The organism is Chitinophaga rupis (genome assembly GCF_900109685.1).
Classification (GTDB): domain Bacteria; phylum Bacteroidota; class Bacteroidia; order Chitinophagales; family Chitinophagaceae; genus Chitinophaga; species Chitinophaga rupis.
In genome coordinates, this window is record NZ_FOBB01000015.1 from 43,552 (window position 1) to 68,966 (window position 25,415).

Consider the following 25,415-nt stretch of genomic DNA (forward strand, 5'->3'; position numbering starts at 1 on the left):
ACATTATTATGATTATAAAAATATGTTTTTCGTTAACAAACATGTTTTTAGTTTGGCAAACTCCTTGTAATTACCAGGGCAAATAAATTAAAATGGACAGAGAAATATCGCAACAGATCATTCGCTCTGAGAAAAGAAAAAAGATCCTCATCATCAGCTCCGTTGTGCTGGCATTACTGTTAGGCATATACGGATTCCGCACTATCCTGAAACCATCTGTTAAACGGGATATATTTAAAACGGCGGTTGCCGGCACAGGCCCTGTAGAAGCCACCATAGCAGCTACCGGCGTAGTGATCCCGGAATATGAGCTGGAGCTTACAACCCCCACGCAAACCAAGATCGATACGGTGCTCTTTAATGCAGGCGATTCCATACATGCCGGCCAGTCTATTGTAAAGCTGAATAAAGAGTTTATGCTGATGACCTACGACAACCTGAAAGATGAACAGGGTGTGAACCAGAATAAGGTTACCAAAACAAAATGGACGCTTGAGAAAAACCTGCAGGACCTGAAAACGCAGTATAAGATCAAACAGCTGAATATTGAAAGTCTGGAATCTTCACTGAAAAGTGAGCGCCAGCTGAAAGATATTGGCGGCAGCACGCAGGAAAATGTATCCCGCGCAGAGCTGAACCTGAAAACCGCACAGCTGGAACTGCAAAAGCTGCAAAATGAGATCGACAACCTGAAACGTTCTATGGTAACGGATATGAAAGACCTGGACTATGAGATCAATATTCAGAGCAAGAAGATCAACGACATGCAGCGCAAGATAGAGCAGGCGGAAATAAAATCGCCCCGTAACGGCGTGGTAACCTGGGTGAATGATAAGATCGGCGCTGTTATTGCCGAAGGAGAGGCCATTGCCCGCGTGGCAGACCTGAGCACTTTCCGCATAGATGCCAGCATTGCTGATACCTATGCCGATAAGCTGGTTACTTCCGGAGAAGTGATCGTGCGCATCAATGACACGGAAAAGATCAAGGGAAAGATCGCCAACATCAAACCTAAAGTGGAGAATGGGGTGGTTAATTTTACCGTAACATTAAATGAAAAACGGAACCGTTTGCTGCGTCCCAGCCTGAAGGTGGATGTGTTCCTGGTAGTGGCTTACAAAGATAATGTGGTAAGGGTGAAGAACGGATCCGCCTTTAATGAAAAAGGGGAGCAGGATATATTTGTAGTACGTGATAATAAGGCAGTAAAACGTAAAATAGTTACAGGCGCCAGTAATGCAGATTATGTAGAGGTGGTGGAGGGCATCCGGCCGGGAGAAGAAGTTATTATTTCCGACCTGCCGGAATATAATCACCTGAAAGACTTCTCCATCAAATAACCCACGCACCGGCTATGTATAAAACCCTTCTGATATCAACCCTTTTATTCCACGTTGCCGTTAAATATTCCTTTGCCCAGGACCTGCAATCTGTACAGCCTGCCGGCTCCTACACACTGTATGATATAGTGGATATGGCAAAAAGAACCTCTATCTCAGCGCTGAAGGCAGCTACCCTAAAGGAAAATAATTACTGGCAGTGGCGGGTGTTTAAGTCCAACTACAAACCGCAGCTGATCTTAACCGCCACGATTCCAGATTACAGTAAAACCAATAACCCGGTTACGCAGCCGGACGGTACCACGCAGTACCAGCCGGTATCTATCAGCAACTCCAATGCCACGCTCTCGCTCAGCCAATCAGTGGCTCCTACCGGAGGCAGCATCTTCTTCAACTCACAGGTATGGCGTTTCGATGATTTTAATGGCAACTACAAGCGTTACAATGCTTATCCTTTTATCATAGGATTTAACCAGCCTGTATTTGCGTTTAACCAGCTTAAATGGGATAAGAAAACGGAACCGCTGCGCTATGAGGAATCGCTGAAAGGATACCGGGTAGATGTAGAGCAGGTATGTGTAAATGCTGCTGTGTTCTTCTTCAACCTGCTGATAGCGCAGATCAACCTGGATATTGCCCGGAATAACGTAGCCAATAACGATACCATTTATAAGATCGCACAGCTGCGGAAGGAGCTGGGGCGTATGTCGGAGCACGACCTGCTGCAGGTTAAGCTTAGCCTGCTCAATTCCCAGAAAGACATTGCAGCGGCGGAGCTGGCCCTGCAAACCAGCACCCTGGACCTGAAAACTTTCATAGGGCAAACAGACAGCAACCGTGTGGAGGTGAGGATCCCCTTTGACATCCCAAGCTTTGAGGTAGATGAAAATACAGCTATAGAAAAAGCGCTGAAGAACCGGCCGGACCCTGTTTCATTCAGACGGCAGCTTATAGAGGCGCAGCGGGATGTAGTAAAAGCTATCCGGGATAACCGGCTGAACGTAAATATTTACGGAACCTTTGGTCTTACCAGCCGTTCGGATGATCTGAAAAGGCTTTATACAGACCCGCGCGATCAGCAAACCCTCAAGATAGGATTGCTGGTGCCGGTGCTGGACTGGGGCCGGGCCAAAGCCAGGATCAAAACGGCGGAAGCCAACAGAAAGCTTACGGAATACAGCATTGAGCAGGAGCGGGTTACTTTCCGGCAGGAGATCATTACCCAGATCAGGCAGTTCCATACCATCCGTACACAGCTGATCTTAACCCGCGAAGCCGACAGCACTGCACAGCAGCGGTACAATATATCCAAGCAAAGCTACCTGGTGGGAAATATGCCTGTTACAGATCTGAATATAGCCATGCAGGAAAAAGATAAGGCCAAGCAGGAATACATTGAAGCTATCCGTAACTTCTGGGTATCCTATTACAGCATCCGCCTGCTTACGTTGTATGATTTTATGACAGCAACCGACCTGGGTTATCACGGGTAATATTTTACATACTATTAAACCATTTTTCATGATCAGTCTAAAAGCAATTGAAAAAGTATACAGGACCGATACCATTGAAACGGTAGCCCTGAACAACATCAACATTAATATTAACAAAGGTGAATTTGTTTCCATCATGGGCCCCTCCGGCTGCGGAAAAAGTACGCTGCTGAACATTATGGGGCTGCTGGATATTCCCAGCAGGGGAGAGGTGCAGATAGACGGGAAACCGGTGGTGTCCTTTAAGGATGCGGAGCTGGCAGAGTTGCGAAACCGCAAGCTGGGTTTTATTTTCCAAAGCTACCATCTTATCAATGACCTGAATGTGTTGGATAATACCGAGCTGCCGCTGATCTACCGCAAGATCTCCGGCGCTGAAAGAAAGCGCAGGGCCATGGAAGCGCTCACAAAAGTTGGGCTGAGCGCAAGGGCCAAACATTACCCCGGCCAGCTTTCCGGTGGGCAGCGCCAGCGTGTGGCTATAGCCCGTGCAATTGTTGGCCAGCCGGAAATTATACTGGCAGATGAGCCCACAGGTAACCTGGACAGCGTTATGGGAAATGAGATCATGAAAATTCTCAATACCCTTACCCAGGACGATAAGGTAACCATAGTAATGGTAACGCATGATGAACAGATCGCAAGGCAAACCAGCCGCCTGATAAGGCTTTATGACGGTTCATTGGTAAATTGATTTGACAAAATTAACCTCTCCTACATGTTCAAAAATTATGTAAAAATTGCCTGGAAGGTTTTGTGGAGGAATAAGTTCTTCACATTTGTCAGCCTCTTTGGCATTAGCTTAACGCTCATGACGGTCATTATCCTGATCGTGCTTATAGACAGCAAGGTGGGCAACAGCAGTATAGACCCCTACCGCAGCCGTTCCGTGTACGTAGATAAGATAGAGCTGCTGAGCCCTGACCGCTGGCATCCCTACACGCCCAGCTATTATTTCCTGGATAAATATGTCCGGCCATTGAAAACGCCTGAAATGGTTTCCATACATGCAGCCATGATGATCTCTTTTTTTGAGAAAGAGAAAAAATATACGGCAGATATGAACTATACCGATGGCAACTATTGGCGGCTTATGAATTATAATTTTGAGGAAGGCAATGCCTATAAGGATGAAGAGGTGGCACACGCCGCGCCGGTAGTGGTGATCAACGAAAAAATGAAAAGGGATATCTGGGGCGGCCAGAGCTGCGTGGGTAAATATATAGAGATCCTGGATGTAAAGCACCGCATAATAGGTGTGGTAGAGAATACTTCTACCAGCTACATGATATGGCTGCCGCTAACGCACGATGTGCGCGATCTACGCAATGTTAAATATGATGGCAATTATGCCGCTACGCTGCTGGCAAAAAATGAAGGGGATATTGATAACATAAAGGCAGAGCTGCAGGCGGTGGCAAGCCGCGCAGAAATGATAGACCCCGCCCGTTATAGTAAGGTGCGCATTATTGCTGATACCAGCATGGAGAAATTTGCGCGTTCCATTGGCCCGGGTAAGGAGCTGGTAATGAGCGTTATTATCTCGTTCATGATCCTGTTTATGCTGATACCTGCGGTGAACCTGGTTAATGTGAACATTAGCCGTATCCTGGACCGGGCTTCCGAGATCGGGATCCGGAAAGCATTCGGCGCATCCTCCAAAAGGCTCATACTGCAGTTTGTGGTGGAAAATATTATGATCACCCTTTTTGGCGGGCTTATAAGCCTGGTAATGGCTGGCATAATGCTGCAGCTGCTGAAGGGGATGAACTTTGTGCCGGTTACGGCCAATCTCATTAACTGGAGGGTATTTTTACTCAGCATCGTAACAACCTTGTTCTTTGCCCTGCTTTCCGGCGTATACCCTGCCTATAAAATGTCCCGGATGAACGTTGTTGATGCATTAAAAAATTAATTATGATCCGCCACTTATTTAAACTGATATGGAATCAGAAGCGTAAGAATATGCTCATCATCATCGAGATCTTCTTCTGCTTCCTGGTAATTTTCTGGGTGGTATGTACTGCCACCTACAGCCTGAAGAATTACGCAGTACCCCTGGGCTATAACGTTGATCAGGTTTACCTGTTAAGCGTGGGCTTTAAAAATGTTCCGGAAGATAAAGCCAAAGCCACCATGGAGCAGGTGCGGCAAAAGCTGAGAGCCATGCCGCAGATAAAGGGTATCAGCACTTCGCCTACCATCCCTTTCCTTTCCTGGGGCAGCATGCAGGATGTGGAATCAGATAACCAGAAAGGGCAGGTATTACGCTGGGCGGCAGATGATGATTTTGCATCTGTATTTGATGTAAAACTGCTGAACGGCCGCTGGTTTGATAAAAGGGACAATGCCTCCACTTTGCCGCCGGCCATTATAACGGAAGATATGCAGCGGGAATATTTCAAGGGAGCAGCTGCATTAGGCAAAACTTTTATGGCCAATGACCGCCGTTACACAGTAATAGGTGTTTGCGCCAATGTGAGGAATGAGGTGTTCAGCACATCCTCCCCGGGTTTCTTTCAGCGTGTTTCCAGCGATAGCGGACCGGTAGGCACGTTTATGCTGCGCATAAACAGCGGTAATATGGATGTTATGTCAGATAAGATGATCCTGCAAACCAGCGCGCTGGTAAAAAGCGGGGAAGGTAACTGGTATGTGGATGGGGTTGAGCTAAGCACATTGCTGAAGAACCAGATCCGTGGTTTCTACACCATCCTGCTTATTATAGGTATTGTATGTCTTTTCCTGATCTTAAACGTGGTGCTGGGCTTGTGGGGCGTGTTATGGTTAAGCATCAGTAAACGCAGCCCTGAAATAGGCCTCCGCCGTGCCATTGGAGCGGTAAGGGCCAATATACAGCAGCAGTTCCTGGGTGAGGCGGTAGTGCTTGCTACCATGGGAGTGGTGCCCGGTGTGCTGCTGGCCATACAGTTTCCGCTGCTGAATGTGCTGCCCGGCATAAGCCTTTCCGTATACCTGTTATCTATATTAATTAGTATATTGCTGATGTATATGTTAGTGCTGGTTTGTGCATTTTACCCAAGCTGGAAAGCTTCAAAAGTGCAGCCTGCACTGGTTCTTCATGAAAACTAAACTAAACTGCAGCTGAACCCAACATGATCCTGATTATAGATGATGATGTAGCCGTGAGGACCTCTGTTAGCCTGCTGCTGAAACAGGCAGGTTATATGACCGTAAGCGCTGCGGATCCGAGAGAAGCATTGCAGCAGCTGCAGTCATATGAAATATCACTGATCATACTGGATATGAACTTTTCCCTGGAAACCACCGGGGATGAAGGGCTGGAGCTGCTGGCAGAGATCAGGCGTACGGCGCCGGCTGTACCGGTGATCCTGATCACGGGCTGGGCTACTATTTCCCTGGCCGTAAAAGGTATTAAGGCAGGCGCTTTTGATTTCATCAATAAACCCTGGGATAATCAGCACCTGCTGCAGTCTGTGAGAACAGCGTTGGGGCTTTCCCGTAGTTTGGCCGCTACCGGTCAGGGACCGCAGCGGCATGTACGCCGGGAAGATTATGATTTTAACGGCATCATAGGAGATTCTCCCGGCATGATGGAAGTGCTGGATACCGTGGCCAGGATCGCTGCTACGGATGCTTCCGTACTGATCGTGGGTGAAAGCGGCACCGGCAAGGAAATGATCGCATCAGCCATCTACCGCAATTCTCTCCGGAAAACATTTCCCTTTGTAAAGGTGAACCTGGGCGGTATATCATCCAGCCTGTTTGAAAGTGAGATGTTCGGTCATAAAAAAGGCGCTTTTACCGACGCTAAAACGGATCGTATAGGCCGTTTTGAAATGGCGCATAACGGTACCATTTTCCTGGACGAAATAGGCGACCTGGAAATGAACAGCCAGGTGAAGCTGTTACGCGTGCTGCAGGACCGCACCTATGAAGTGCTGGGCAGCAGCCGTACAAAAACGGTGAATACCCGTGTAATATGCGCCACTAACGCTAACCTGGAAGAAAAGGTAAATGACGGCACCTTTCGGGAAGACCTCTATTACAGGATCAACCTCATTACCATTAAGTTGCCGCCATTGCGGGAACGCGCATCCGATATTCCGCAGCTGGTGGATTTTTATATCAACAACCTGAAGAATGTATATGGCCGGCAAAAGCTGGCGGTTGACAAAGATGCCCTCAAATGGCTGCAAACACAACCCTTTCCCGGTAATATACGTGAGCTGAAGAATATGGTGGAAAGAACGGTGCTGATGTCCGGCAGCGACCTGCTTACTATTGACGACTTCATGCTTTATAAGCAGGGGCATGTAAAAAAGGCCGGTCAGCAGCTGCCACCGGTGGGCGCTATGGATCTGGAAGAAATGGAGGAGGCAATGATCAAACGCGCAATGGAATTTCACCACAATAATGTAAGCAGGGTGGCAGAAACGCTGGGGCTTAGCAGGGGCACGCTTTACCGGCGGCTTAAAAAGTATAATATCCCATATGAAGATACGTACTAAGTTCATATTGGTAATTGTACTGGTACATGCCTTACTGGCGGCGCTCAATATACTGCTGATGCGGGAGCGCCCTTATCTTTTCCTGTTCATAGAATGTTTAACCGTATTATCCGTCTGGATCTCCGTACACCTTATGCGGTCGTTCATAAAACCGCTTGAGCTGATCATTCGCGGAGTGGAATCCATCCGCGAGCGCGATTTCAACGTGCGGCTGGCTAAAGTAGGCCAGTATGAAATGGATCTGCTGATAGACGTTTATAATAAAATGCTGGATCAGCTGAAGGCAGAAGGGGTAATGCAGCAGGAAAAGAACCTGCTGCTTGCAAAGCTGATCAATGCATCGCCTGCCGGTATTATCCTGCTGGACTACCGGGAGCAGGTGAGTATGATCAACCCCGCTGCCGCTGCCTTGTTGCAGGTTACTCCTGCCGTTGTTACCGGCATGTTGCTCGCTCAAATGGATAATGTGCTGGCACAGCGCCTGGGCACACTGGAAACAGACCGTTCTGAAGTAGTGCAGATAGATGGTGTGAAGTTACTGAAATGTACTAAAGCCGGCTTCCTGAACCAGGGTTATTTCAATCATTTTATTCTTATAGAAGAGTTAACGGATGAAGTGTTCCGGTTGGAGAAACGCGCGTATGAGAAAGTGATCCGCATTATGTCGCACGAGATCAACAACTCCATTGGCGCTATTAACTCCATCCTGGATTCCTGTTTAAATTATAAAGAGCAGCTGGCGCCGGCAGACCGTGATGATTATGTAAATGCGCTCACCATTGCCCGTGAGCGTAATGTGAAATTAAGCACCTCTATGTCTGACCTGGCCGGGGTAGTAAGTTTACCGCTGCCGGTAAAAAGCAGGTGTGATGTGAATGCGTTGCTGAAAAAAGTACATGCCCTTTTGTATTATCATTACCGCAACCTGCCCATAGAATGGATCTGGGAGCTGGATCCGGTGCCGCTGGAAGTAGAGCTGGATGAGTACCAGGTAGAGCTGGTGCTCATTAACATATTCAAGAATGCAGTAGAAGCTATTACCGGCAAAGGGTACATCATCATCCGCACAGATCATGCAGCTCAAACACTGGCAGTGTACGACTCCGGTAACGGGCTTTCAGCAGATACCGCCACAGGAATCTTTTTCCCGTTCTTTACCAATAAAAAGAATGGTAAAGGCGTAGGGCTTACGTTATCGCGGGAAATACTCAATAACCATGGTTTTGCTTTTTCCTTAAAAAGCCGCGACCAGCTTACAGAATTCATGATCAGTTTTAACTAGCATATTTCTCCCTCCACGTTTATATTTTCTTTTACCCAAAAACCTCTTTTACAATATGAGTGTGAATATCATTGGTATTTCAGCATTGTACCACGATGCCGCCTGTTGCCTGTTGTCTGATGGCAAGCTATTGGCAGCCGCACAGGAAGAACGCTTCAGCCGCATAAAGGCCGACCCGTCTATGCCGCGCAAAGCCATGAACTATTGCCTGCAGGAAGCCGGGTTAACCATTGCAGATATTGATTGCGTAGCATATTATGAAGATCCGAAAGAAAAGCTGGCACGGCAGATCTGGAGCCAGCTGCCTGCCTTGTCGGAATCATTTGTTGCATCCCTTGGTGTGGGCCGCCCTGAGCGGGAGATCCGGGAATTGCTGGGGTTTGATGGGGAGATCAAATATTATAGCCATCATATGTCGCATGCGGCCAGCAGCTTTTACTTTTCCGGTTTCGGATCAGCTGCTATCTTAACAATGGATGGGGTAGGGGAATGGGCTACCACAACATATGGTAAAGGAAATGAAAAAGGGATTGAGCTGTTCGAGGAAGTACATTACCCGCATTCCATAGGGCTGTTATATAGCTCCATTACCAGCTACCTGGGTTTTGGGGTGAACGACGGGGAGTATAAAGTGATGGGCCTTGCGCCTTACGGCACGCCACGTTACGTAGATCAGCTGTATAAGCTCATACACCTGGGAGCAAACGGGCAGTACACGCTGGATATGCGTTACTTTGAATACCTGAAGGGGGAACGCATGTTTGGCGAAGCGCTGGAAGAGCTGCTGGGTGCACCTGCCCGCAGGGAAGATGAAAAAATGACCGCCTTTCACAAAGACATTGCCCGCAGCCTGCAGTTTGTGCTGGAAGACATTATGCTGAAAAAGGCCGCGTACCTGCATCAGCAAACAGGAGAGTCCAATATATGCCTGGCCGGCGGGGTAGCCCTTAACTGCGTGGCAAACGGCAGGCTGCTGCGGGAAGGGCCCTTTGAAAAAATGTTCGTACAGCCGGCCTCCAATGATGCCGGCGGCTCACTGGGCGCAGCAGCGGCCGCACACCTGGAGCTAACCGGAGAAAGGGCCTCCCGCGCAAAAATGGCGCATGTATACCTGGGGCCCTCTTATGATACCGCATCCATTGGCAGAACCCTGCAATCCACCTCCCTGAAGTATCATGATTATGCAGGTAATGAAGAGCAGCTGCTGGCAGCAACAGCAGAGCGGCTGGCCCGCGGGAAGGTTATAGGCTGGTTCAACGGCCGCATGGAATTTGGCCCCCGCTCACTGGGAGCCCGTTCCATACTTGCCGATCCCCGGAGAACAGAAATGCGCGACCGCATTAATGCAATGGTAAAAAAACGGGAAGGCTTCCGCCCCTTTGCACCGGCAGTGCTGGCACATAAAGCATCACAGCATTTTGATCTGCCGCATGATTCGCCTTTTATGCTGGAAACCTGCCAGGTAATATCCCCCCTGGACCTGCCTGCCATTACCCATGTTGACAACTCAGCGCGCGTACAAACCGTGCATAAGGAAACCAATCCGCGCTTTGCCGCTTTGCTGGAATATTTTGATGAGCTTACAGGCTGTCCCATACTGCTGAACACTTCCTTTAATGTAAAAGGAGAGCCTATTGTATGCGACCCGGAAGATGCCATTAAGTGTTTTATAACAACGGATATTGACTGCCTGATCCTGCAGGATTTTATTATAGACCGTGCAGAGAACGAGCTGGATGCGCTGATCATGATCCTGCGTAACTATGACCAGGAAAATACCGCTGCTAAAGGCATTCGCCGGGATGTGTACACTTTTGTTTAAACCCTTCCTTCAACACAGAGATCCATGTATAATATATCAGATAATACCCGCTCGCTGGCCGCTGAGCTGGCGGAAAAGATCATTTCCGGCGATCAGCCGGGCACATGGCTGCCCTACCTGCAGCCGGCAGATGCCGGCGGCGGGTTTGTTACAGACCCCGACCGGTTGTTTGCGGCATCGCCACAGGCGCTTGCAGGGAAAATAGGTATCTGGGTAGCCGATACGGTAGAGGGGCAGCCCTGTTATGTAAGGGATTCCGCAAAAGTGGCAGACTGGCGTTTATGGAGCAACCGGCACCTTATACCTGCTACGGATACACGTAAAAGAATAGTGCTGCTGGGAGAATCAGTGGCGCGCGGATACTTTTACGATCCCTTTTATTGCCCGGCCATGGAGCTGCAGCAGCAGCTGAATACAGCGCTGCCGCAGGCAGAAGTGATAGACCTGGCTAAAAGCGGTATGGTGCTGGAAGAGCTGGAAGTAATGTTCCGCTCCTGTATGCAGCTGCAGCCGGCAGCCGTTGTAATATTTGCAGGTAACAACTGGACCTATGCCCTGAAAGAGATCGCTTACGGCGCCGCTCATATAGAGGAAATGACCCAGGCGCTGCTGCAGCATGATTATAACGCCGCAAGGCATTTCCTGGAAAACCAGCTGCAGGATGTGATTGCCGCATTTATGAAGCGCATAGCCGCAACGGCAGAGCAATACAAGGTGCCCATAATATTTGTGATACCGGAGTTTAACCTGGCCGACTGGAAAAGTACGGACAAGGAAACAACCGCTTCCCGGCTTGCAGAAGATCTTACCAACCGCTTCCTGGAAACAGCGGCAGCTGCCAGGCAAATGAAAGCCGCGGGGAACTGGACTGCATTACAGCCCCTTGCAGCTGCGCTTATACAGCTGGATGGCGTGAACCCGCTGGGTTATGAATTAATGGCCGCCTGCATGCTGGCCGGTAACCAGCCTGCCGATGCACGGAAATACCTGGAGCAGGCGCGTGACACGGTTGTCTTTAATCGGGTGGAAAATCACAGCCCGCGCTGCCTGACCGTTACCCGTAAAGCAATACTGCGTGCAGCCGCCGCGTATAGGTTCACAGTGGTAGACCTGCCGGAGGTTTTTAAAGCACTTTCCCCCAATGGTATTCCTGGCCGGGAATTTTTTCTGGACTACTGCCACCTTACGGATACAGGTATAAAAGCTGCTATGCAGGCTACGGCAGCAGCCCTGGCGCCATTGCTGGGTGCAACAACCGGTGTTACCGCTGCAGACAATACTGCTGCACCCGACCCGGAGCACAGGGCGCTGGCCTATCTTTTTGCAGCCTCCCTGAATGCCCGTTTCGGACAGCCGGAAGATATATTGCTGCATCATTGCCGGAAAGGCGTAGCCATTTCGGATGCGGCTGCAAAATTCATCAGCCTGTATGCATCCTTGTCTAACCGCCGTCTTTCCACCCCCTTATGCAAGAGCTATGAGCAGATTACGCTTGAAAAAATGGCGGAACAATATAACAAGGGAACCGGCCTGCTGCACGGGGTAGCCCGCAAGCAAATGGATCATGTGCTGGTGGATTGTATGGTGAATGCGCTGAAGGAAAAAGGCATGGATCTATCGGAGCAGGTAAGCCGGTTAAGAGCCAAGGAACATAGTGTGCGGCAGGGGAGCGTAAACCTGCTGGATTCTTTTTATAACCTCTTTAACAGCTATGTGCTCACAGGGGAGCAGGATACGCATTACACCGCCAGCCGGCCGCAATCTTCTTTTATATTGATGGCAGATAATACGGCGCCTGTACAGGTGAAGATCACTTTCCGGGTAAAAAACAAACCGCATGGAACGGTTCGTTTATGGGTGAACGGTAGTATGGTTATGGAAGCCGCCGCAACAGAGAACTGGCAAACGCATATGCCGGAAGTGCCGGCAACCGTGCTAAAGAACGGCCTGAATGATCTTCAGCTGGAATGGCCGGCTGTAGTGCCGGCGGGTGACAGCGTTTTTTCTGAAACGCCCCTGCGTCCTTTTGCTTCTATGCAGGCCCTTCGGCATTCCCTGCGCCTGTACCCGGTTTTTGGTGAGATCCATACATTTACTGTTTCCGCTTAACAAAAAATATTATGTCAGTACAATACCTGATGGCAGATGATAAAACGCTGGCCGGTTCACTCGCGCGCCAGCTAATGGAAGGAGCGCCCCTGGACGAATATTATTTACAGGAAGAGACTTTACAGGCAAGGCGGCAGGAAACAGGGAACCCCGTGGAGGAAAATGAACGCATTGGCGTATGGACGCCTGTGTTGCGGGATGGCGCACAGTGGTATGTGCGTGATAACCGTTGTAACCGCGAGTGGTTTTACTGGGCTAATGTGCCTGCATTTCCGCTTAATAAGAACGGGCGCCGCCGCATTGTTTTCACCGGTGAATCAGTAGCACGTGGTTTCCTGTATGACCCGGTATACAACCCGGTAATGGAGCTGCAGGCAAGGCTGGATGCCTGGCCCGGGTTGCCTGCAACCGAAGTGATAGACCTGGCCCGTAACGGAATGGATATGGCCATGCTGCAGGATACCTGTACCCGCAGCATGGTGCTGGAACCGGATGCGCTGGTTGTTTTTGCCGGCAATAACTGGCTGCGTGAGCTGTTTGCCGGCGGCCTGCAGCAAGAGGAGCTGGCTGCCCTTACGGCCAGGGCGCAGGCGGGCGACCTGGCAGGCTTCAGGAAAATAATGGAAGATAAGCTGACAGACAGCATTACCGGCTTCGCGGCGTATCTGCAAAAGCTGGCCGGCAGGCATAGAACAGAGGTGATCATAGTATTACCGGCCTATAACCTGCTGGACTGGAAAAGCAGCGCGCTGGAGCAAAGAATGAGCCGGTTGGATGATGCCGACCTGCAGCACTGGCATACGCTCGCCACAAAAGCACCCATGCAGCTGGCAGCCGGAGAATATGCCGCCGCAGCAGCAACAGCGGGCACACTGCTTACCCTGGACCTGGGTAACCCGCTGGGGTACGAAATACTGGCGGCCTGCAAGCTGCAGGATGGCGATCATACTGCGGCAGGCCGTTTATTACAGGAAGCGCGCGACACCGCAATATTTGGCCGTGCCAACAGCTGCGGGCGCAACCTGGAAATAAGCCGCGAATGCCTGAAAAAAATGACGGTAAAATACGGGTTCCATTGTGTGGACCTGCCCGGCATTTTTCAACACCACCTGGGCGGTGCGCTGCCAGGCAGGCAGCTTTTCCTTGACTATTGCCATATGACGGAGGAAGGCATAACGCTGGCAGTTACCCATATAGCTAATGCAGCTGTAAAGGCCTTGTATCCTGCAACCGGCGCCCCTGGCAGTGTTCCTGCCCCCCAGCTTAGCGCCGCGCAAAAAGCAATGGCCCATATTTTTGCGGCTATGCATAATGCGCACAACGGGCAGCCGCAGGAGATCGTAACCTATCATTGCCGCAGGGCCGTTCAGTTATCCGGTACGGTGAACGGTTTTGTAAAACAGTATGCTGCCCTTGCCAGCAGGAAAATATCCAACGTGATCGGCAAAAATTATGAAGCGATACTGGCTAACGGGTATGCGCAGCAATACAGCAACGGGCACCTGCTGCTGCACCCCAGGGGAGAAAAGGCAATGGATATTTCCCTGGTAGATACGATGGTAAGCGCTATGCAGGAAACAGGCACGGATATACGCAATGCGGTGGAGCGCTGCCGCATTACCGAGCACGCAGCTGCTGTTGCTAACCTGCTGGAGCCTTATTATGCTTTACATAACTACCAGGATGCTGCTGCGCCTAAAAGTGCGTATTATAAATGTACGCAGCCGGAATCCACGTTTTATTACATTGCTGCCGGTGCAGCTGCGGCAACCTTAACCGCCTGCGCCCGGCACACCGCTGCAGATGCAGGCACACTGCCGGTAGAGGTATATGTAAATGATGTATTGATAGCGTGCTGGGAATTGGCGGCAGACTGGCAAACTTACCGTTGTACTATTCCCGCAGCCCATCTGCGAACAGCGGTGAACCGTATCCGCCTATGCAGCAAGCCCCTGGCAGCTTTGCCACTGGCCGCGCCGTTACAGCCGGCCCTTTCCTCATTGTACGATCTGTTATACCCTGCTTTTGGCGAAATTCATTCACTCACTATACAACAACCGGCTAACGCTCTTTAAGATCACCCTTTAAACTGTATACATGAAAATAGAAGTCTTTAAATCCAAGATCCACCGTGTAAAAGTTACGGAGGCACAGCTTAATTATGTGGGCAGCATTACCATTGACCAGGACCTGATGGATGCCGCCAATCTTATTGAAGGAGAAAAGGTGCATGTGGTGAACTGTAATAATGGCGAGCGCCTGGAAACCTATATTATTACCGGTAAGCGCGGTAGCGGTACTATATGCCTGAACGGCCCTGCTGCACGAAAATGCGCTGTGGGGGATATTATCATCATTATCTCCTATGGGATAATGGATTTTGAAGAGGCCAAACAATTCAAACCCGCTGTAGTGTTTCCCGGAGAAGGGAATAAGCTGCCCTGAAAATAACCATCAACCCTCAAAAAAATAGTAATGAAAGCCATACAAGCTGTCTTAAATAAGATACTGGACAATTGCCGGCAGATTGAAGCAGGTTTGGTGAAACGCGTTCTGATATTATATGAAGAGGCGGAATTCTTCATTGGTGATAACTGTTTGCGCTTTGACCAGCTGAAATCCTGCAAGCCCTTTTTTAAAGGCGCTATGCTGGATATTAATTTCAATAATAAACATTTTGCCGAACGGTACCAGGCATTGGTACAGAATAACCCTAATATTGACCATGCTACTTACCTGGCCTGGAAGGAAATAGATTTTGCGGTTTATGACGTGATCATCTGTATCACCTATGAGGAGGAAGCGCTGATCAAACACCTGCAGGCGGAATATGGCGAAGCCCTCTTAAGCGGGCAATGGAACGCAGCTATCTTTTCCGCCACCTTGCACTACATGAAGCCCCTGGCCAACTGTGATATTATTTTTCCTTCCTACGATGATCTGATGGATTATGCCGTTAGCACAGCCGGTTTGGAGCCGGTGGAGCTGTATTTAACGGATGCCGAAAGGGAGTGGGGCAATCAATGGCTGCGGGATCAGGGTTTAAAGGAAGATGAGCAGCTATTTATTATGCTGGATTCTACTTCCCGCAAGAAAAAATTGTTAAGGACCAGCGTGTACTTTAACATATTAAGCCATTTGCTGGAACAGGAAAAGGTAAAGGTGCTGATCTTTGATGAAAAGAATATTGGCAAGGAAGCCTTTTACCGGCACTGGCTGGGCGATGAAAAAGCGGCACGGCTTATCTTCTCCAGGTCCCTGAAGCTGCGGGAAGATTTTTGCCTGCTGGGATCAGCTTACACTAAAATGATCTTTGGCCCCTGCACGGGTTTAATGCATTGCGCTTCCTCTATTTACAATAATTTTATCAGGAATGGCATGCCACGCTCAGATGCGCCGCTGATGGTTACCTATACCGGCAAATACTGGCGCCTGGATCAGATCTGGGATGCCTGTATCACCGCCTACTACTGGTGGGGTAATTCACCCCTGGTGAATTGCCTGATCATAAGAAAGGATGCAGAGCAGGCTGAAATGGTGGAGCTGCGAAACCTGAATGAAGAAGAGCGGAATGCCACAGACAACCTGCTTTTTTGTGATGCCTATACGGATACTATGTTGATAGACTACCTCTCCTCAAAACTGAACCGGGCGCCTGTTGCTTTAATGGACGCTGTTGCATAAGGTAAGCAGCTCCTGTTTACTGCGTATAACCTTCCTGTTTATAACTGATCCTGATCATTACATAAGCAATAACTATTACCACCAGGTAAGGCACTATCCAGATTATGTCTGAAGCGGCCGTATTAAAATGGCCGCCCGTTACGTACCAGATGCCCATTCTGCTGGGTTCCTGTGCACGTGGTAACAGCTGCTGTGCAAGGTTCCACCCAAAGTGCAATCCCACAGCAAAATGCAGACGCCCGGTCTTAATAACAGCCAGCCCGAATAAAATGGAGCCGGCGCCGGTTGTCAGCAACGTTAACAGGATATCTGTCCAGCGCTGCCCTTCACTGACATGCATTAATCCGAAAAGTATGGCCAGGAACAGCTGGGCGGGCCATTCCCCCCACTTTTCCAGTAAAATACGGAACGGGTAACCCCTGAATGCCAGCTCCTGTGCAAATACAGAACAAAAGACTGTAATAAGAGTGGGTAACAGCATATACCAGTTGAACGCGGGATTTACATGCCAGCTAAAACCTGCGATCAGCTTAATAATAAAAGCGGTCGCTAACAACATTAGTATGCCGGCCAGGGTACCGTACACAAGCAGCTTCCGGTCATGTTTATCGCCCCATACACAGCCGATGCTTTCCCAGCTCCTGTTATCCAGCCGCAGTATCCAGCCTGTAAATATTAGCAGGAATGCGCAAAGGAACAGGTTAAATAACAGCGGGCCTCTAAAAGGCAGGAAGCCGGAAGTGAACTGCGCCAGGAAAATAAGCAGGTAATTGCCGCCAAGATAAATGAGTACACGCAGCAGAACAGGTAGTTTCATAAAGGAGGATGACATACAATAGGTTTAGATAGTAAGGTATATTACATAGCACAATTAATGCCGGGTTTCATCCGTAGCCATAGGATTTTGGGTTTCAAGATAACACCTTTCCTATTAAAGATCTACAGCCGGATAGTGTCTTAATCATTGCCAGAATAAGCTTCATTAAAATTAAGAACATTTCCATACGGCTCCTGTTACGGAGTACAAAAGTGGACAAACCGAAGAACACTTCGGTTTGTCCACTTTTTTTTTGTTCACATTATAACGCTGCTTTAGGACGAGCCATTTTGTGCGGAATATAGCCAGGCCTGGGCATCGGACGACCGTTGTGACCGGTTACCCTGAAATGCTATCAATACTTTTGAACTTTTCTTATCTTGGCTGCCGCCATTCAACTGTAGCATTATGCCTGGACCATTAATCAGCAAACAAACCAAAGGTTTTCTCAGTATTATATTCGTTATGATGATATGGGGCAGCTCTTTCACTGTTACTAAAGTAGTAGTGACTGAATTGCCGCCGCATATCTTTGCCGGCATCCGGAATCTCATCGGTTGCGCCGCATTGTTGCCCTTCTATATTGTGCGGCGGCGTAAAGCAAAAGACCACCTGCCATATGGAAAGCTTACGCTCATGGGCCTGGCAGGAACCACTCTTTACTATTTCGTATTCAATACAGGCATGAAGTATGTTGCCGCTACCACCGGAGCGCTCATCGAAGGGCTTGCGCCTGTAGCTATCGCCATTCCTGCAGCTATTATTCTGAAAGAGCATTTGAAGAAACGCGCTATCGCCGGAATTGTGCTGTCTGTTTCCGGAGTGATTCTGGTCGGCTTTGTAGGCAATGCTCAAAAATCGGAAAATGCTTTGCTGGGAAGTTTTATGATAGTAGGCGCGGTACTGTTATGGACCGTCTATACCTTGCTATCCCGGAGCCTGAAAGAAACAGACACAGTACTGGTAACAACGGTCAGTACTTTTATCGGCACTGCATTATCTCTGCCCTTACCGGCATATGAGATCATTACTGAAGGCATGCCTGCTATTTCATGGAGAGCCTGGGCAGGAATGACCTACCTGGGAATATTTGCATCTGCTATAGCGTATTCATTATATAACAAAGCGCTCGAAAGCCTGCCGGCTGCGCAGGTAGGGAACTTTCTGAACCTGAACCCTGTTATTGGCGCATTGATCGCTTTCCTATTCCTGAAAGATAGATTGACAGGATTACAAATGGCAGGAGGGGTGTTGGTGCTGGCGGGCATCTGGCTGAGCAGCCAGCGTGTAGGCACTTCTCAGCCTGCAGCTTCAAATAGTAAAATAGAGAAGTAGTACATTGTTAATTGGGTCTCCACTTTTATATAAAAGGACGTGATTTCAACACCGCTAATACAACACGCCAGATTGCTACATTGAGATTTAATTCGGGTTAGTGTAAAATGAATTTGAGTACCCCGATAGGTTTTAAAATTTTAATAGCTATTTTTGGTGACTATACTCTTAGAAATAATAACGTGTCGAAACCTCTTAATAAAGCAAAAATGTCTTTCTTCTTAGATGAAGATGCTTGCAGAGCCTTCCTTAAAGAGACAGAAGCTAAAGAACTTGCAATCGTTGTAATAATCAATAACGTAATTAAATGCCATTAGAACAGCTCATTGCCTATTTTGCCCAATATATCCCACTAAAGAATATTGAGAAGAATGAGTTGAAGAACCGCGTTATTGAAAAGCGGGTAAAACGCAGGCAGTTTATCCTTCAGGAAAACGATGTCTGCAAGTATTATTCTTTTGTTGTTTCAGGTTGCTTTAAAATGTATCGGGTTGATGATAACGGTGCTGAACATAACATTCAATTTGCAGCGGAAAATGACTGGATAGCCGATATCGGCAGCTTTCATTCGGGTAAACCAAGCCGGCTTTATATCGAAGCGATTGAGCCATCGGTGATTTTACAAATAGACGCAACTAACCTGATCTATCTATACCATAACCATCCCAAATTCGACAGGATTTTCAGGGTCATTGCTGAAAATAAGTTTATAGAATTGCAAAACCGGGTTTTGCAAAACATCAGCTCAACAGGCGATGAGCGTTATCAAGCTTTCCTGGAACAGTATCCTAAGCTGGCCAACAGGTTACCTAACACCCAAATTGCATCCTACATCGGCATCACACCTGAATTTTTAAGTAAAATACGCCGTAAGGACGCCAAAAAATAAATACACTTAACTTAGGTTAAGCCTATTTCTTAACCTTGTTTATGGGCTGGTTCTTTCAGGGAGGTGTTCCTTTGCATTGCACTTAACAATAAGTGTTTAATAAAAATGGAAACACAGCAAGAACAGCCAGCAATAGAAAAATTAATCTTTTCTTTCAGCGATGCCTTTAATGCAACAGATATTTCAAAGACTGTCGCGTCATTCACATCCGATGGCGTTAACATGCCAAATAACGGTCCCGCTGCCAAAGGCACCGAACAATTAACCAAAGCTTTTGAAGTTCTATTCAATTTTGCCGATATCAATATCCAGTATGTTATTGACGAAATCAACATAAGCGGCGAATATGCCTTTGCCCGGACAAATTCAAAGGTCACAACCATTGTCAAAGCAAGCGGAGATCAGATTTTTTTGGAAAACAAAGAATTGTTTGTATTGCGCAATCAACACGGGGAATGGAAAATCTCCCACTACATTTTCAACAATACCAAGACTACCAAATAATCATTAAAAAAAGACATTATGAAAGTTATCATCACAGGATCTACAGGAAACATCAGCAAACCGCTTACATCAATGTTAGTCGAAGCAGGTTATGATGTAAGCGTTATTACAAGCAGTAAAGAAAAAACAAAGGAGATCGGGTCTCTCGGCGCAAAACCATTGGTAGGATCAGTCGAAGACCGCGGTTTCTTACAAGAGGCGTTTAAGGGTGCGGATGTGGTTTATACTATGATCCCGCCAAACATGGCTGCGGAAGATTGGAAGAGTTTTGTCTACGGCGTGGGCAATAATTATGTACAGGCAATCAAAGCTGCAGGCGTAAAAAAGGTTGTCAACTTAAGCGCCATTGGTGCGCATTTACCTCAGGGTGCAGGCTTAAGCAGTTTATATAACTACGTGGAACAGGAATTAAATAAGTTAGAGAATGTAGCAGTTGTGCACTTAAGGCCGGGTTCTTTCTATTTTAACTTCTTTCGTAATATTGGAATGATTAAACACATGGGTGTAATTGGTAATAATTACACTTCGGACTTATTGCCGCTGACGCACCCATTGGATATTTCAAAGGCAGCGTTTGAAGAAATCACTGCAATTAACTTCTCAGGCAGACGCGTAAGATACGTAGTGAGTGATGAACTGTCTACTAATGCAATTGCGAAAGTACTGGGGGAAGCAATTGGCAAGCCGGATATGCAATGGGTAAAGTTCGGGAACGAAGACGCGCTCAATGGAATGATTCAGGCAGGGCTGACCAAAGATGTATCGAAAAATTTAGTAGAAATGGGCCAGGCAGTAGATAGCGGAATCGCGTACTCAGACTATAACGAACATAAGCCAGTACTTAGCGCACACAAATTCAAAGAATTTGCTAAGGAATTTGCATTGGCGTACACCAATAGTTAACACCAAAACAAGCTAATTAACGAAAGCCAGATTAATAAAAGCAGACTTGCAAATCAACAACCACGGGCATTGATACTTGAGTCGTTGGTTAGCAAGTTTTTCTATGTTTAGAATTCCAGTCCCGCTGCAAATCTTAACATCGGTATCAATCCCCGGGGAGGAAAAGTTGGCGGAAGCTTAATTAAGATATCGATAATCCGGAACCTTACATCATCTACATGATCGTTGATGGCTTTGACCTGATATCCCTTGCCAATGACACATTCCTTACTTGAATCCCATACACTCAGAAGAACTTTTTGTTTGAGGGAAATCTCTGCTGGCTTACCATTGACTGTGACACGTGCGTAAAGATCTCACAACTGCCAGCTCACAACTGCGCCAATTCGCAGGTCAAAAAGCATCAAAACAGCCCAAAATGAATGGCGTAATGTTTTGATAAACAATATGTTGTAAGGTAATCCTTGAGTCAAACGTAGTAATAATTCTGACTCAAGGATAAGCTCACATTTGGAATGATATGGAATGATATAAAATGGTGGGCTTAAAAAACAAAAAAGCCCGCAGAATAAGCTATCTGCGGGCTTCACGTCTTTTGATGCTAATTTCAGTCGGGACGACTAGATTCGAACTAGCGACCCCTTGCACCCCATGCAAGTGCGCTACCGGGCTGCGCTACGTCCCGAACCGGTGTGCCAGTAATTTACTGACGGGGATGCAAAAGTAAACAATTATTTTATTTTTCAAATTTTCCGAACAAAAAATTTGCAATAATTATATTTAATTAGTTGAAGTTAACGTGTTTATCCAGGTATTAACTTCTCCATAATTGGCGTTTTCAGCCAAACGATCAGGATTATATTTTACAGCCTGGAATTATGGATTTTATCTGGGAAAGCATCTAATAGCAGAGACTATGAATCCCTTAATCCACATCAGTAAATGAAAAAACACTCCCTGCGATATTTAATCATTGCCATAATGAATCTGGTAATCTTAACCGTATTGTTAGCGCTATGGGCCGATAAACTTGAATTAATATTTAATGAGCTGGTCCGGCCAATAGAGTTCTTAAAAGTTTTAGGTATTACAGCAATATCATTAGTAGGGGTCCGGCTGCTTTTGTTTTATGCCCGGAGAAAGAATATAAATTCTACCAGCTTCGGGATAAAGGGAGCAATAGTGATCACATTAATAACATCATCCTATCTATATGCCAATTATATACAAAAGCTAATTCATGTAGCAATAAATGACGAACTTAGAAAAAGCATCGCTGGAAAAATAAAGCCTGCAAATCGTCTCACAAACGGTACAATGGCAAATAACTTGTCTCTAAAATCATCCTACATCCTCTCAAACTCCGCTATCTCATCCAAAAACGCCCTCGCTTTAATCACTCCGTTCCATTCCCAGCCGCTAAACAAGTTTTTGAACCATTTCTTATGCATGTTCTTATAATCAATATTGCGGTACAGCCATATACTCATCCCTACCAGCAAACCGGTAATAGCAATCGCTATCACCCAGTTAATAACACCAAACGAAGCCAGCATGGCAGGGGAGTAGAAAAAGGTGCCATAAAAAGGCGTTTGCAGGAACATAATGCGTACCGCCTTTATAGAAGATGCCTGCAGCATAGCTAATTTTTTCTGCGCGCCTATCACAGTATCGCTGTTATCCACCTGTTGTATCAGCACTATATGATAAATGTAAATAGCAATGCCAAATACATTGAACAGTATAATCGCGCTGCCTGATAGTGCAAAGAATATTCCCTGGTAAGTGAAAGCATGTGATACAAAAAAGCTGAGGATCGAGATCCAGATAATACCCAGCCCTATCATCAGCAGGTTGTAGACCCTGAGCGGCCGTAATGCGGACCTGGCCTTTTGTTTTTGCAGCTCCTGTAAAATGTGCAGGTTCAGTGAAAGCGATTTTTCCAGCTTTTGATCATAAGCCAGCCATAAATTTTTCAGTTCCATATCATCCATAACCATTAGTTGTTTGTGTTAGCAAATTTTTGTTTCAGCTTTTCCTTTACCCGGCCAATCCTGGTAGCCACATTGGTAGGGGTGAGCCCCAGTATGTCTGCTATTTCCTTATGGCTTTTTTCTTCCAGGTAAAGGATCATTAAAGCCCGGTCCAGCTCATGCAGGGTATTTATATATTGCCTTAATAATCGGATCTGCTGCTCTGTGCCATCGGGCTCTTTATCCGGTACCAGCTGCAAAAGATCGGCGGTAAGCGGCTGTGCACGGGCATGCCGCTGCCCCTTCCGGTAAAAGGAGATGGCCACGTTCAGCGCTATCTTATACATCCAGGTAGAGAGCTTGTACTGCTCATCATACCGCTGAAAGGAGCGCCATAGCTGGTAAATAATTTCCTGGCAAAGATCTTTACGGTCCTCATCATTGCTGCAATACAAATGCGCCACTTTGTAAATAAGGCCTTTGTTTTCCGTAATGATGCGTAAAAACCCGTCAGCTGTTTGTTGCGGAACCATTCGTTTAAGTTACAGGTTTTCAATCCAGTGTTTTATAGCTATCAGGCTTTTACAGGTAGCAACAGTGTACCATACCGTAATATTCAGCAGCAGCCTTGCAGCAGCGGGTAGTTGTTTTTGTGTTTCCATTCGTTTTCTTTATTATTCGCAGCAAGGCTCCAAAAATCACAGTTCCGGCAAAATATTTTTTACTTTTAACGGGAACCATAAAAATAAACAGCCATGGCGTTTAATGAAATAATGGCCAACAGGGTGCGGGAGATCATTGCGGCCTCCACCAATAAAGTAGCGGAAAAAAAGATGTTCGGCGGACTTTGTTTTATGGTAGATGATAAGATCTGTGTAGGCGTGCGCAAAGATACCATACTGGTGCGCCTGGATCCTGCCGTTTTTGAGCAGGCGCTGGAACAGGAAGGCTGCCGGCCAATGGTGCATGGGGAGAAAGTAATGAAAGGATATCTGTTTGTGGATGAAAGCGTGCTGCACACTAAAAAGCAGCTGTTATACTGGGTGAACCTGGCGCTGGATTTTAACCGCTTTGCCAAACCGGCTAAGAAAAAGTAAAGGCTACCCGCCCGGCCTTTTGCCTCACGGATAACCTTTCTTTTTTGGGGATATAAATGTTTTTATAGCTGGTTATTGAAAATTAAGATGCAGCTCGCCCATACTGTCGAACACACTATGCACTTTCCGCGTTGCTTTCAGATCCTCCAGGAAATTTTGTATAGGCCGCTGCCGGTTCACAATAACAGAATAATGCATACCTAGCAGTTTAGGATCATCAATATGGATCCGGATATTATACATTCTTTCCAGCGCATTGCAAATGTCGCGCAGCGGAGCGGCCACATAGATCTGTAATCCATCCAGCCAGGCCAGCACAATATTCTCCTCAAAAGGCGTTACAGATACCTGCCCGCTTTGTTTGTCAATAGTGGCTGCCAGCCCGGGTTTCAGCCGGGTCATTTTTCCTTTCACATTTACCATTACCTCCCCGCTTACCAGTGATACCCGTATATGCTGGTCATAAGTATTTACATTAAAAGCGGTACCCAGCACAATAATATCTGCCTGCCCGGAGTGGATGGTGAACGAGCGGTTGGCATTGTCCTGCGCTTCAAAATAAGCTTCTCCTTCCATGTATACTTCACGTTTATCCGGTCCAAAAATGGAAGGGAACCGCAGGCTGCTGCCAGCGTTTAGCCGTACCAGGGAGCCGTCTGTTAAAGCGGCGCTATAGGTATAGCCGCGGGGTACGGTCAGGGTATTCCATTCCGCCCGCCCGCTGCTTTGTTTGGCGGTGAGGGTAAGCCGCGTACTGTCTGCCGTAAAAATGGCATCATGGGTACTGGCAGTGCCCAGGTGCACAATGGGCAGGATATGGCCATCATAGGTTTGCAGGGTGATCACCTCAGCCTCCGCCAGCGCAGACCGCTGCAGCTGCCGCTGAAAAACAGCAAGGCCTGTGCTGAATAATGCCAGGCAGGCAACCGTGATGGCGCGGTTGGTAGGCGGGTGCTTGCGCAGCAGCCGTATAAACGGGTCAAATACCCTGAACAATGAACGGATATAATGCTCCTCATGAAACATGCTCATGTTAAAATCAGGTTGAATGAACAATTCCCGGTTTTCAAAGGAATGGACAAAGCAGAAAGTACAGAGCCGCCTTTAATGGTATAGAGGGGGATTACACTTTACGGATACAATACGGGTATTAATATGATAATGTACTATTCATATGGAAAGCGCGGGCTATTTTTTATGCCTACTTGGAAACACCCCTTGTAAACCCTAACCAGGATTACTACCCACCATAGTAAACTTTAAACCGGATTAGGCCGCGAGCTTGTAAACCTATTCCAGGATAATTTATCATTCACCTAATATTAACCCATAGATAATCCATATGTCACGTCCTGAAAAAGGTTTACACATAAAAAGTGTAAGACATGCAAAAAACAAACAATTTAGGGCAAAACAGGAAAGGCAAGGGAGGCCGTTCGTTCCAATATTCCCACGCTTTTATGCGCAAAGTAGTAGCAGACTATCTGTCAGGTAGCCAAAGTATGGCAGAGGTAGCGGCTCGCTATAGCGTAAAAGCTAATCAGATAGGCCACTGGAAATCGCTGTTTTCTTCGGAACTTGAGCAACGAACCATCTTACCTACCGTCATGACCGAAGAGGAACAAAAGGAATTGGACGCCCTCAAAAAGCAAAATGAAGCGTTGTTGAAGAAAC

Annotated in this window: 22 protein-coding genes, 1 tRNA gene and 1 pseudogene; 18 read left to right on the plus strand and 6 right to left on the minus strand. The window is 47.3% G+C overall.

The annotated features are described in order from the left end of the window. Window positions 1–92: 92 nt before the first annotated feature. The 12 genes from BMZ54_RS32220 to BMZ54_RS32275 are packed head-to-tail and all read left to right on the plus strand — an operon-like array spanning window position 93 to window position 16,223. Window positions 93–1,340: an efflux RND transporter periplasmic adaptor subunit gene (locus BMZ54_RS32220; RefSeq protein WP_089921338.1), complete on the plus strand. Its 1,248-nt coding sequence runs from the start codon at window positions 93–95 to the stop codon at window positions 1,338–1,340. A 14-nt stretch (window positions 1,341–1,354) separates the two neighbouring features. Then, the gene (locus BMZ54_RS32225) at window positions 1,355–2,833 is read left to right on the plus strand and encodes a TolC family protein (RefSeq protein WP_089921340.1); all 1,479 of its coding nucleotides are present in this window, start codon (window positions 1,355–1,357) and stop codon (window positions 2,831–2,833) included. A 28-nt stretch (window positions 2,834–2,861) separates the two neighbouring features. Next, on the plus strand, window positions 2,862–3,527 hold the full coding sequence (locus BMZ54_RS32230; protein WP_089921341.1) for an ABC transporter ATP-binding protein: 666 nt from the start codon (window positions 2,862–2,864) through the stop codon (window positions 3,525–3,527). A gap of 24 nt (window positions 3,528–3,551) precedes the next feature. Next, the gene (locus BMZ54_RS32235; RefSeq protein ID WP_089921343.1) at window positions 3,552–4,748 is read left to right on the plus strand and encodes an ABC transporter permease; all 1,197 of its coding nucleotides are present in this window, start codon (window positions 3,552–3,554) and stop codon (window positions 4,746–4,748) included. Between the two features lie 2 nt (window positions 4,749–4,750). After that, entirely contained in the window at window positions 4,751–5,926 is a 1,176-nt protein-coding gene (locus tag BMZ54_RS32240; protein ID WP_089921344.1) for an ABC transporter permease, read from the plus strand. A 23-nt stretch (window positions 5,927–5,949) separates the two neighbouring features. Then, window positions 5,950–7,326: a sigma-54-dependent transcriptional regulator gene (locus BMZ54_RS32245; RefSeq protein WP_089921346.1), complete on the plus strand. Its 1,377-nt coding sequence runs from the start codon at window positions 5,950–5,952 to the stop codon at window positions 7,324–7,326. Then, window positions 7,310–8,608, plus strand: a complete 1,299-nt coding sequence (locus tag BMZ54_RS32250) for a sensor histidine kinase (protein ID WP_089921348.1) — start codon at window positions 7,310–7,312, stop codon at window positions 8,606–8,608. Before BMZ54_RS32245 ends, BMZ54_RS32250 begins: the two co-directional genes overlap by 17 nt. A 55-nt stretch (window positions 8,609–8,663) precedes the next feature. Beyond that, window positions 8,664–10,430 carry a carbamoyltransferase family protein gene (locus BMZ54_RS32255; RefSeq protein ID WP_089921349.1) on the plus strand — a complete coding sequence of 589 codons (1,767 nt, stop codon included), beginning with the start codon at window positions 8,664–8,666 and terminating at the stop codon, window positions 10,428–10,430. Window positions 10,431–10,454: 24 nt separating this feature from the next. After that, entirely contained in the window at window positions 10,455–12,539 is a 2,085-nt protein-coding gene (locus tag BMZ54_RS32260; protein WP_089921351.1) for an SGNH/GDSL hydrolase family protein, read from the plus strand. Window positions 12,540–12,550: 11 nt separating this feature from the next. Then, window positions 12,551–14,614: a hypothetical protein gene (locus BMZ54_RS32265; protein WP_089921353.1), complete on the plus strand. Its 2,064-nt coding sequence runs from the start codon at window positions 12,551–12,553 to the stop codon at window positions 14,612–14,614. A gap of 22 nt (window positions 14,615–14,636) precedes the next feature. Beyond that, window positions 14,637–14,984: an aspartate 1-decarboxylase gene (gene panD / locus BMZ54_RS32270; RefSeq protein WP_089921354.1), complete on the plus strand. Its 348-nt coding sequence runs from the start codon at window positions 14,637–14,639 to the stop codon at window positions 14,982–14,984. 30 nt (window positions 14,985–15,014) lie between these two features. Continuing rightward, window positions 15,015–16,223, plus strand: coding sequence for a hypothetical protein (locus tag BMZ54_RS32275; protein ID WP_089921356.1), 1,209 nt, complete (start codon window positions 15,015–15,017; stop codon window positions 16,221–16,223). A 16-nt stretch (window positions 16,224–16,239) separates the two neighbouring features. Here the strand turns inward: BMZ54_RS32275 and BMZ54_RS32280 are convergent, their stop codons facing one another. Further along, window positions 16,240–17,040: a CPBP family intramembrane glutamic endopeptidase gene (locus BMZ54_RS32280; protein WP_162277734.1), complete on the minus strand. Its 801-nt coding sequence runs from the start codon at window positions 17,038–17,040 to the stop codon at window positions 16,240–16,242. Between the two features lie 408 nt (window positions 17,041–17,448). Between BMZ54_RS32280 and BMZ54_RS32285 the strand changes: the two genes are divergently transcribed. From BMZ54_RS32285 to BMZ54_RS32305, 4 genes are all read left to right on the plus strand, one after another. Continuing rightward, window positions 17,449–18,375 carry a DMT family transporter gene (locus BMZ54_RS32285; protein WP_089921359.1) on the plus strand — a complete coding sequence of 309 codons (927 nt, stop codon included), beginning with the start codon at window positions 17,449–17,451 and terminating at the stop codon, window positions 18,373–18,375. Between the two features lie 307 nt (window positions 18,376–18,682). After that, window positions 18,683–19,264 (plus strand): Crp/Fnr family transcriptional regulator, encoded by a 582-nt coding sequence (locus BMZ54_RS32295; RefSeq protein WP_089921363.1) that lies wholly within the window; start codon window positions 18,683–18,685, stop codon window positions 19,262–19,264. Between the two features lie 105 nt (window positions 19,265–19,369). Next, a complete protein-coding gene (locus BMZ54_RS32300) occupies window positions 19,370–19,768 on the plus strand; it encodes a YybH family protein (protein WP_089921365.1) in 399 nt (132 codons plus the stop codon). Window positions 19,769–19,786: 18 nt separating this feature from the next. Continuing rightward, window positions 19,787–20,671, plus strand: coding sequence for an NmrA family NAD(P)-binding protein (locus BMZ54_RS32305; RefSeq protein WP_089921367.1), 885 nt, complete (start codon window positions 19,787–19,789; stop codon window positions 20,669–20,671). Between the two features lie 107 nt (window positions 20,672–20,778). Here the strand turns inward: BMZ54_RS32305 and BMZ54_RS33630 are convergent. From BMZ54_RS33630 to BMZ54_RS32320, 4 genes and pseudogenes are all read right to left on the minus strand, one after another. Continuing rightward, window positions 20,779–21,012: pseudogene (locus BMZ54_RS33630) on the minus strand (Arm DNA-binding domain-containing protein); the annotation flags it as partial. Window positions 21,013–21,282: 270 nt separating this feature from the next. Next, window positions 21,283–21,356, minus strand: a tRNA-Pro gene (locus BMZ54_RS32310). A gap of 661 nt (window positions 21,357–22,017) precedes the next feature. Next, a complete protein-coding gene (locus tag BMZ54_RS32315; RefSeq protein WP_143081214.1) occupies window positions 22,018–22,665 on the minus strand; it encodes a hypothetical protein in 648 nt (215 codons plus the stop codon). Between the two features lie 5 nt (window positions 22,666–22,670). Beyond that, complete coding sequence (locus BMZ54_RS32320) at window positions 22,671–23,177, minus strand: RNA polymerase sigma factor (protein WP_089921370.1); 507 nt, start codon at window positions 23,175–23,177, stop codon at window positions 22,671–22,673. A gap of 222 nt (window positions 23,178–23,399) precedes the next feature. On the opposite strand from BMZ54_RS32320, the gene BMZ54_RS32325 reads away from it, so the two are divergent. Beyond that, window positions 23,400–23,741: a TfoX/Sxy family protein gene (locus tag BMZ54_RS32325; protein WP_089921372.1), complete on the plus strand. Its 342-nt coding sequence runs from the start codon at window positions 23,400–23,402 to the stop codon at window positions 23,739–23,741. A gap of 72 nt (window positions 23,742–23,813) precedes the next feature. Here BMZ54_RS32325 and BMZ54_RS32330 read toward each other — a convergent pair whose 3' ends face one another. Next, a complete protein-coding gene (locus BMZ54_RS32330; protein WP_089921374.1) occupies window positions 23,814–24,773 on the minus strand; it encodes a FecR family protein in 960 nt (319 codons plus the stop codon). A gap of 353 nt (window positions 24,774–25,126) precedes the next feature. Here BMZ54_RS32330 and BMZ54_RS32335 point away from each other — a divergent pair. After that, window positions 25,127–25,415, plus strand: a 289-nt coding sequence (locus BMZ54_RS32335; RefSeq protein ID WP_143081215.1) for a transposase, incomplete at its 3' end; no start/stop codon positions are given.

Bases quoted from the DNA above. Each gene is read 5' to 3' on its own strand.
- BMZ54_RS32220 (WP_089921338.1), top strand. From the start codon at position 93: ATGGACAGAGAAATATCGCAACAGATCATTCGCTCTGAGAAAAGAAAA.
- BMZ54_RS32225 (WP_089921340.1), top strand. From the start codon at position 1,355: ATGTATAAAACCCTTCTGATATCAACCCTTTTATTCCACGTTGCCGTT.
- BMZ54_RS32230 (WP_089921341.1), top strand. From the start codon at position 2,862: ATGATCAGTCTAAAAGCAATTGAAAAAGTATACAGGACCGATACCATT.
- BMZ54_RS32235 (WP_089921343.1), top strand. From the start codon at position 3,552: ATGTTCAAAAATTATGTAAAAATTGCCTGGAAGGTTTTGTGGAGGAAT.
- BMZ54_RS32240 (WP_089921344.1), top strand. From the start codon at position 4,751: ATGATCCGCCACTTATTTAAACTGATATGGAATCAGAAGCGTAAGAAT.
- BMZ54_RS32245 (WP_089921346.1), top strand. From the start codon at position 5,950: ATGATCCTGATTATAGATGATGATGTAGCCGTGAGGACCTCTGTTAGC.
- BMZ54_RS32250 (WP_089921348.1), top strand. From the start codon at position 7,310: ATGAAGATACGTACTAAGTTCATATTGGTAATTGTACTGGTACATGCC.
- BMZ54_RS32255 (WP_089921349.1), top strand. From the start codon at position 8,664: ATGAGTGTGAATATCATTGGTATTTCAGCATTGTACCACGATGCCGCC.
- BMZ54_RS32260 (WP_089921351.1), top strand. From the start codon at position 10,455: ATGTATAATATATCAGATAATACCCGCTCGCTGGCCGCTGAGCTGGCG.
- BMZ54_RS32265 (WP_089921353.1), top strand. From the start codon at position 12,551: ATGTCAGTACAATACCTGATGGCAGATGATAAAACGCTGGCCGGTTCA.
- panD (WP_089921354.1), top strand. From the start codon at position 14,637: ATGAAAATAGAAGTCTTTAAATCCAAGATCCACCGTGTAAAAGTTACG.
- BMZ54_RS32275 (WP_089921356.1), top strand. From the start codon at position 15,015: ATGAAAGCCATACAAGCTGTCTTAAATAAGATACTGGACAATTGCCGG.
- BMZ54_RS32280 (WP_162277734.1), bottom strand. From the start codon at position 17,040: ATGAAACTACCTGTTCTGCTGCGTGTACTCATTTATCTTGGCGGCAAT.
- BMZ54_RS32285 (WP_089921359.1), top strand. From the start codon at position 17,449: ATGCCTGGACCATTAATCAGCAAACAAACCAAAGGTTTTCTCAGTATT.
- BMZ54_RS32295 (WP_089921363.1), top strand. From the start codon at position 18,683: ATGCCATTAGAACAGCTCATTGCCTATTTTGCCCAATATATCCCACTA.
- BMZ54_RS32300 (WP_089921365.1), top strand. From the start codon at position 19,370: ATGGAAACACAGCAAGAACAGCCAGCAATAGAAAAATTAATCTTTTCT.
- BMZ54_RS32305 (WP_089921367.1), top strand. From the start codon at position 19,787: ATGAAAGTTATCATCACAGGATCTACAGGAAACATCAGCAAACCGCTT.
- BMZ54_RS32315 (WP_143081214.1), bottom strand. From the start codon at position 22,665: ATGGATGATATGGAACTGAAAAATTTATGGCTGGCTTATGATCAAAAG.
- BMZ54_RS32320 (WP_089921370.1), bottom strand. From the start codon at position 23,177: ATGGTTCCGCAACAAACAGCTGACGGGTTTTTACGCATCATTACGGAA.
- BMZ54_RS32325 (WP_089921372.1), top strand. From the start codon at position 23,400: ATGGCGTTTAATGAAATAATGGCCAACAGGGTGCGGGAGATCATTGCG.
- BMZ54_RS32330 (WP_089921374.1), bottom strand. From the start codon at position 24,773: ATGAGCATGTTTCATGAGGAGCATTATATCCGTTCATTGTTCAGGGTA.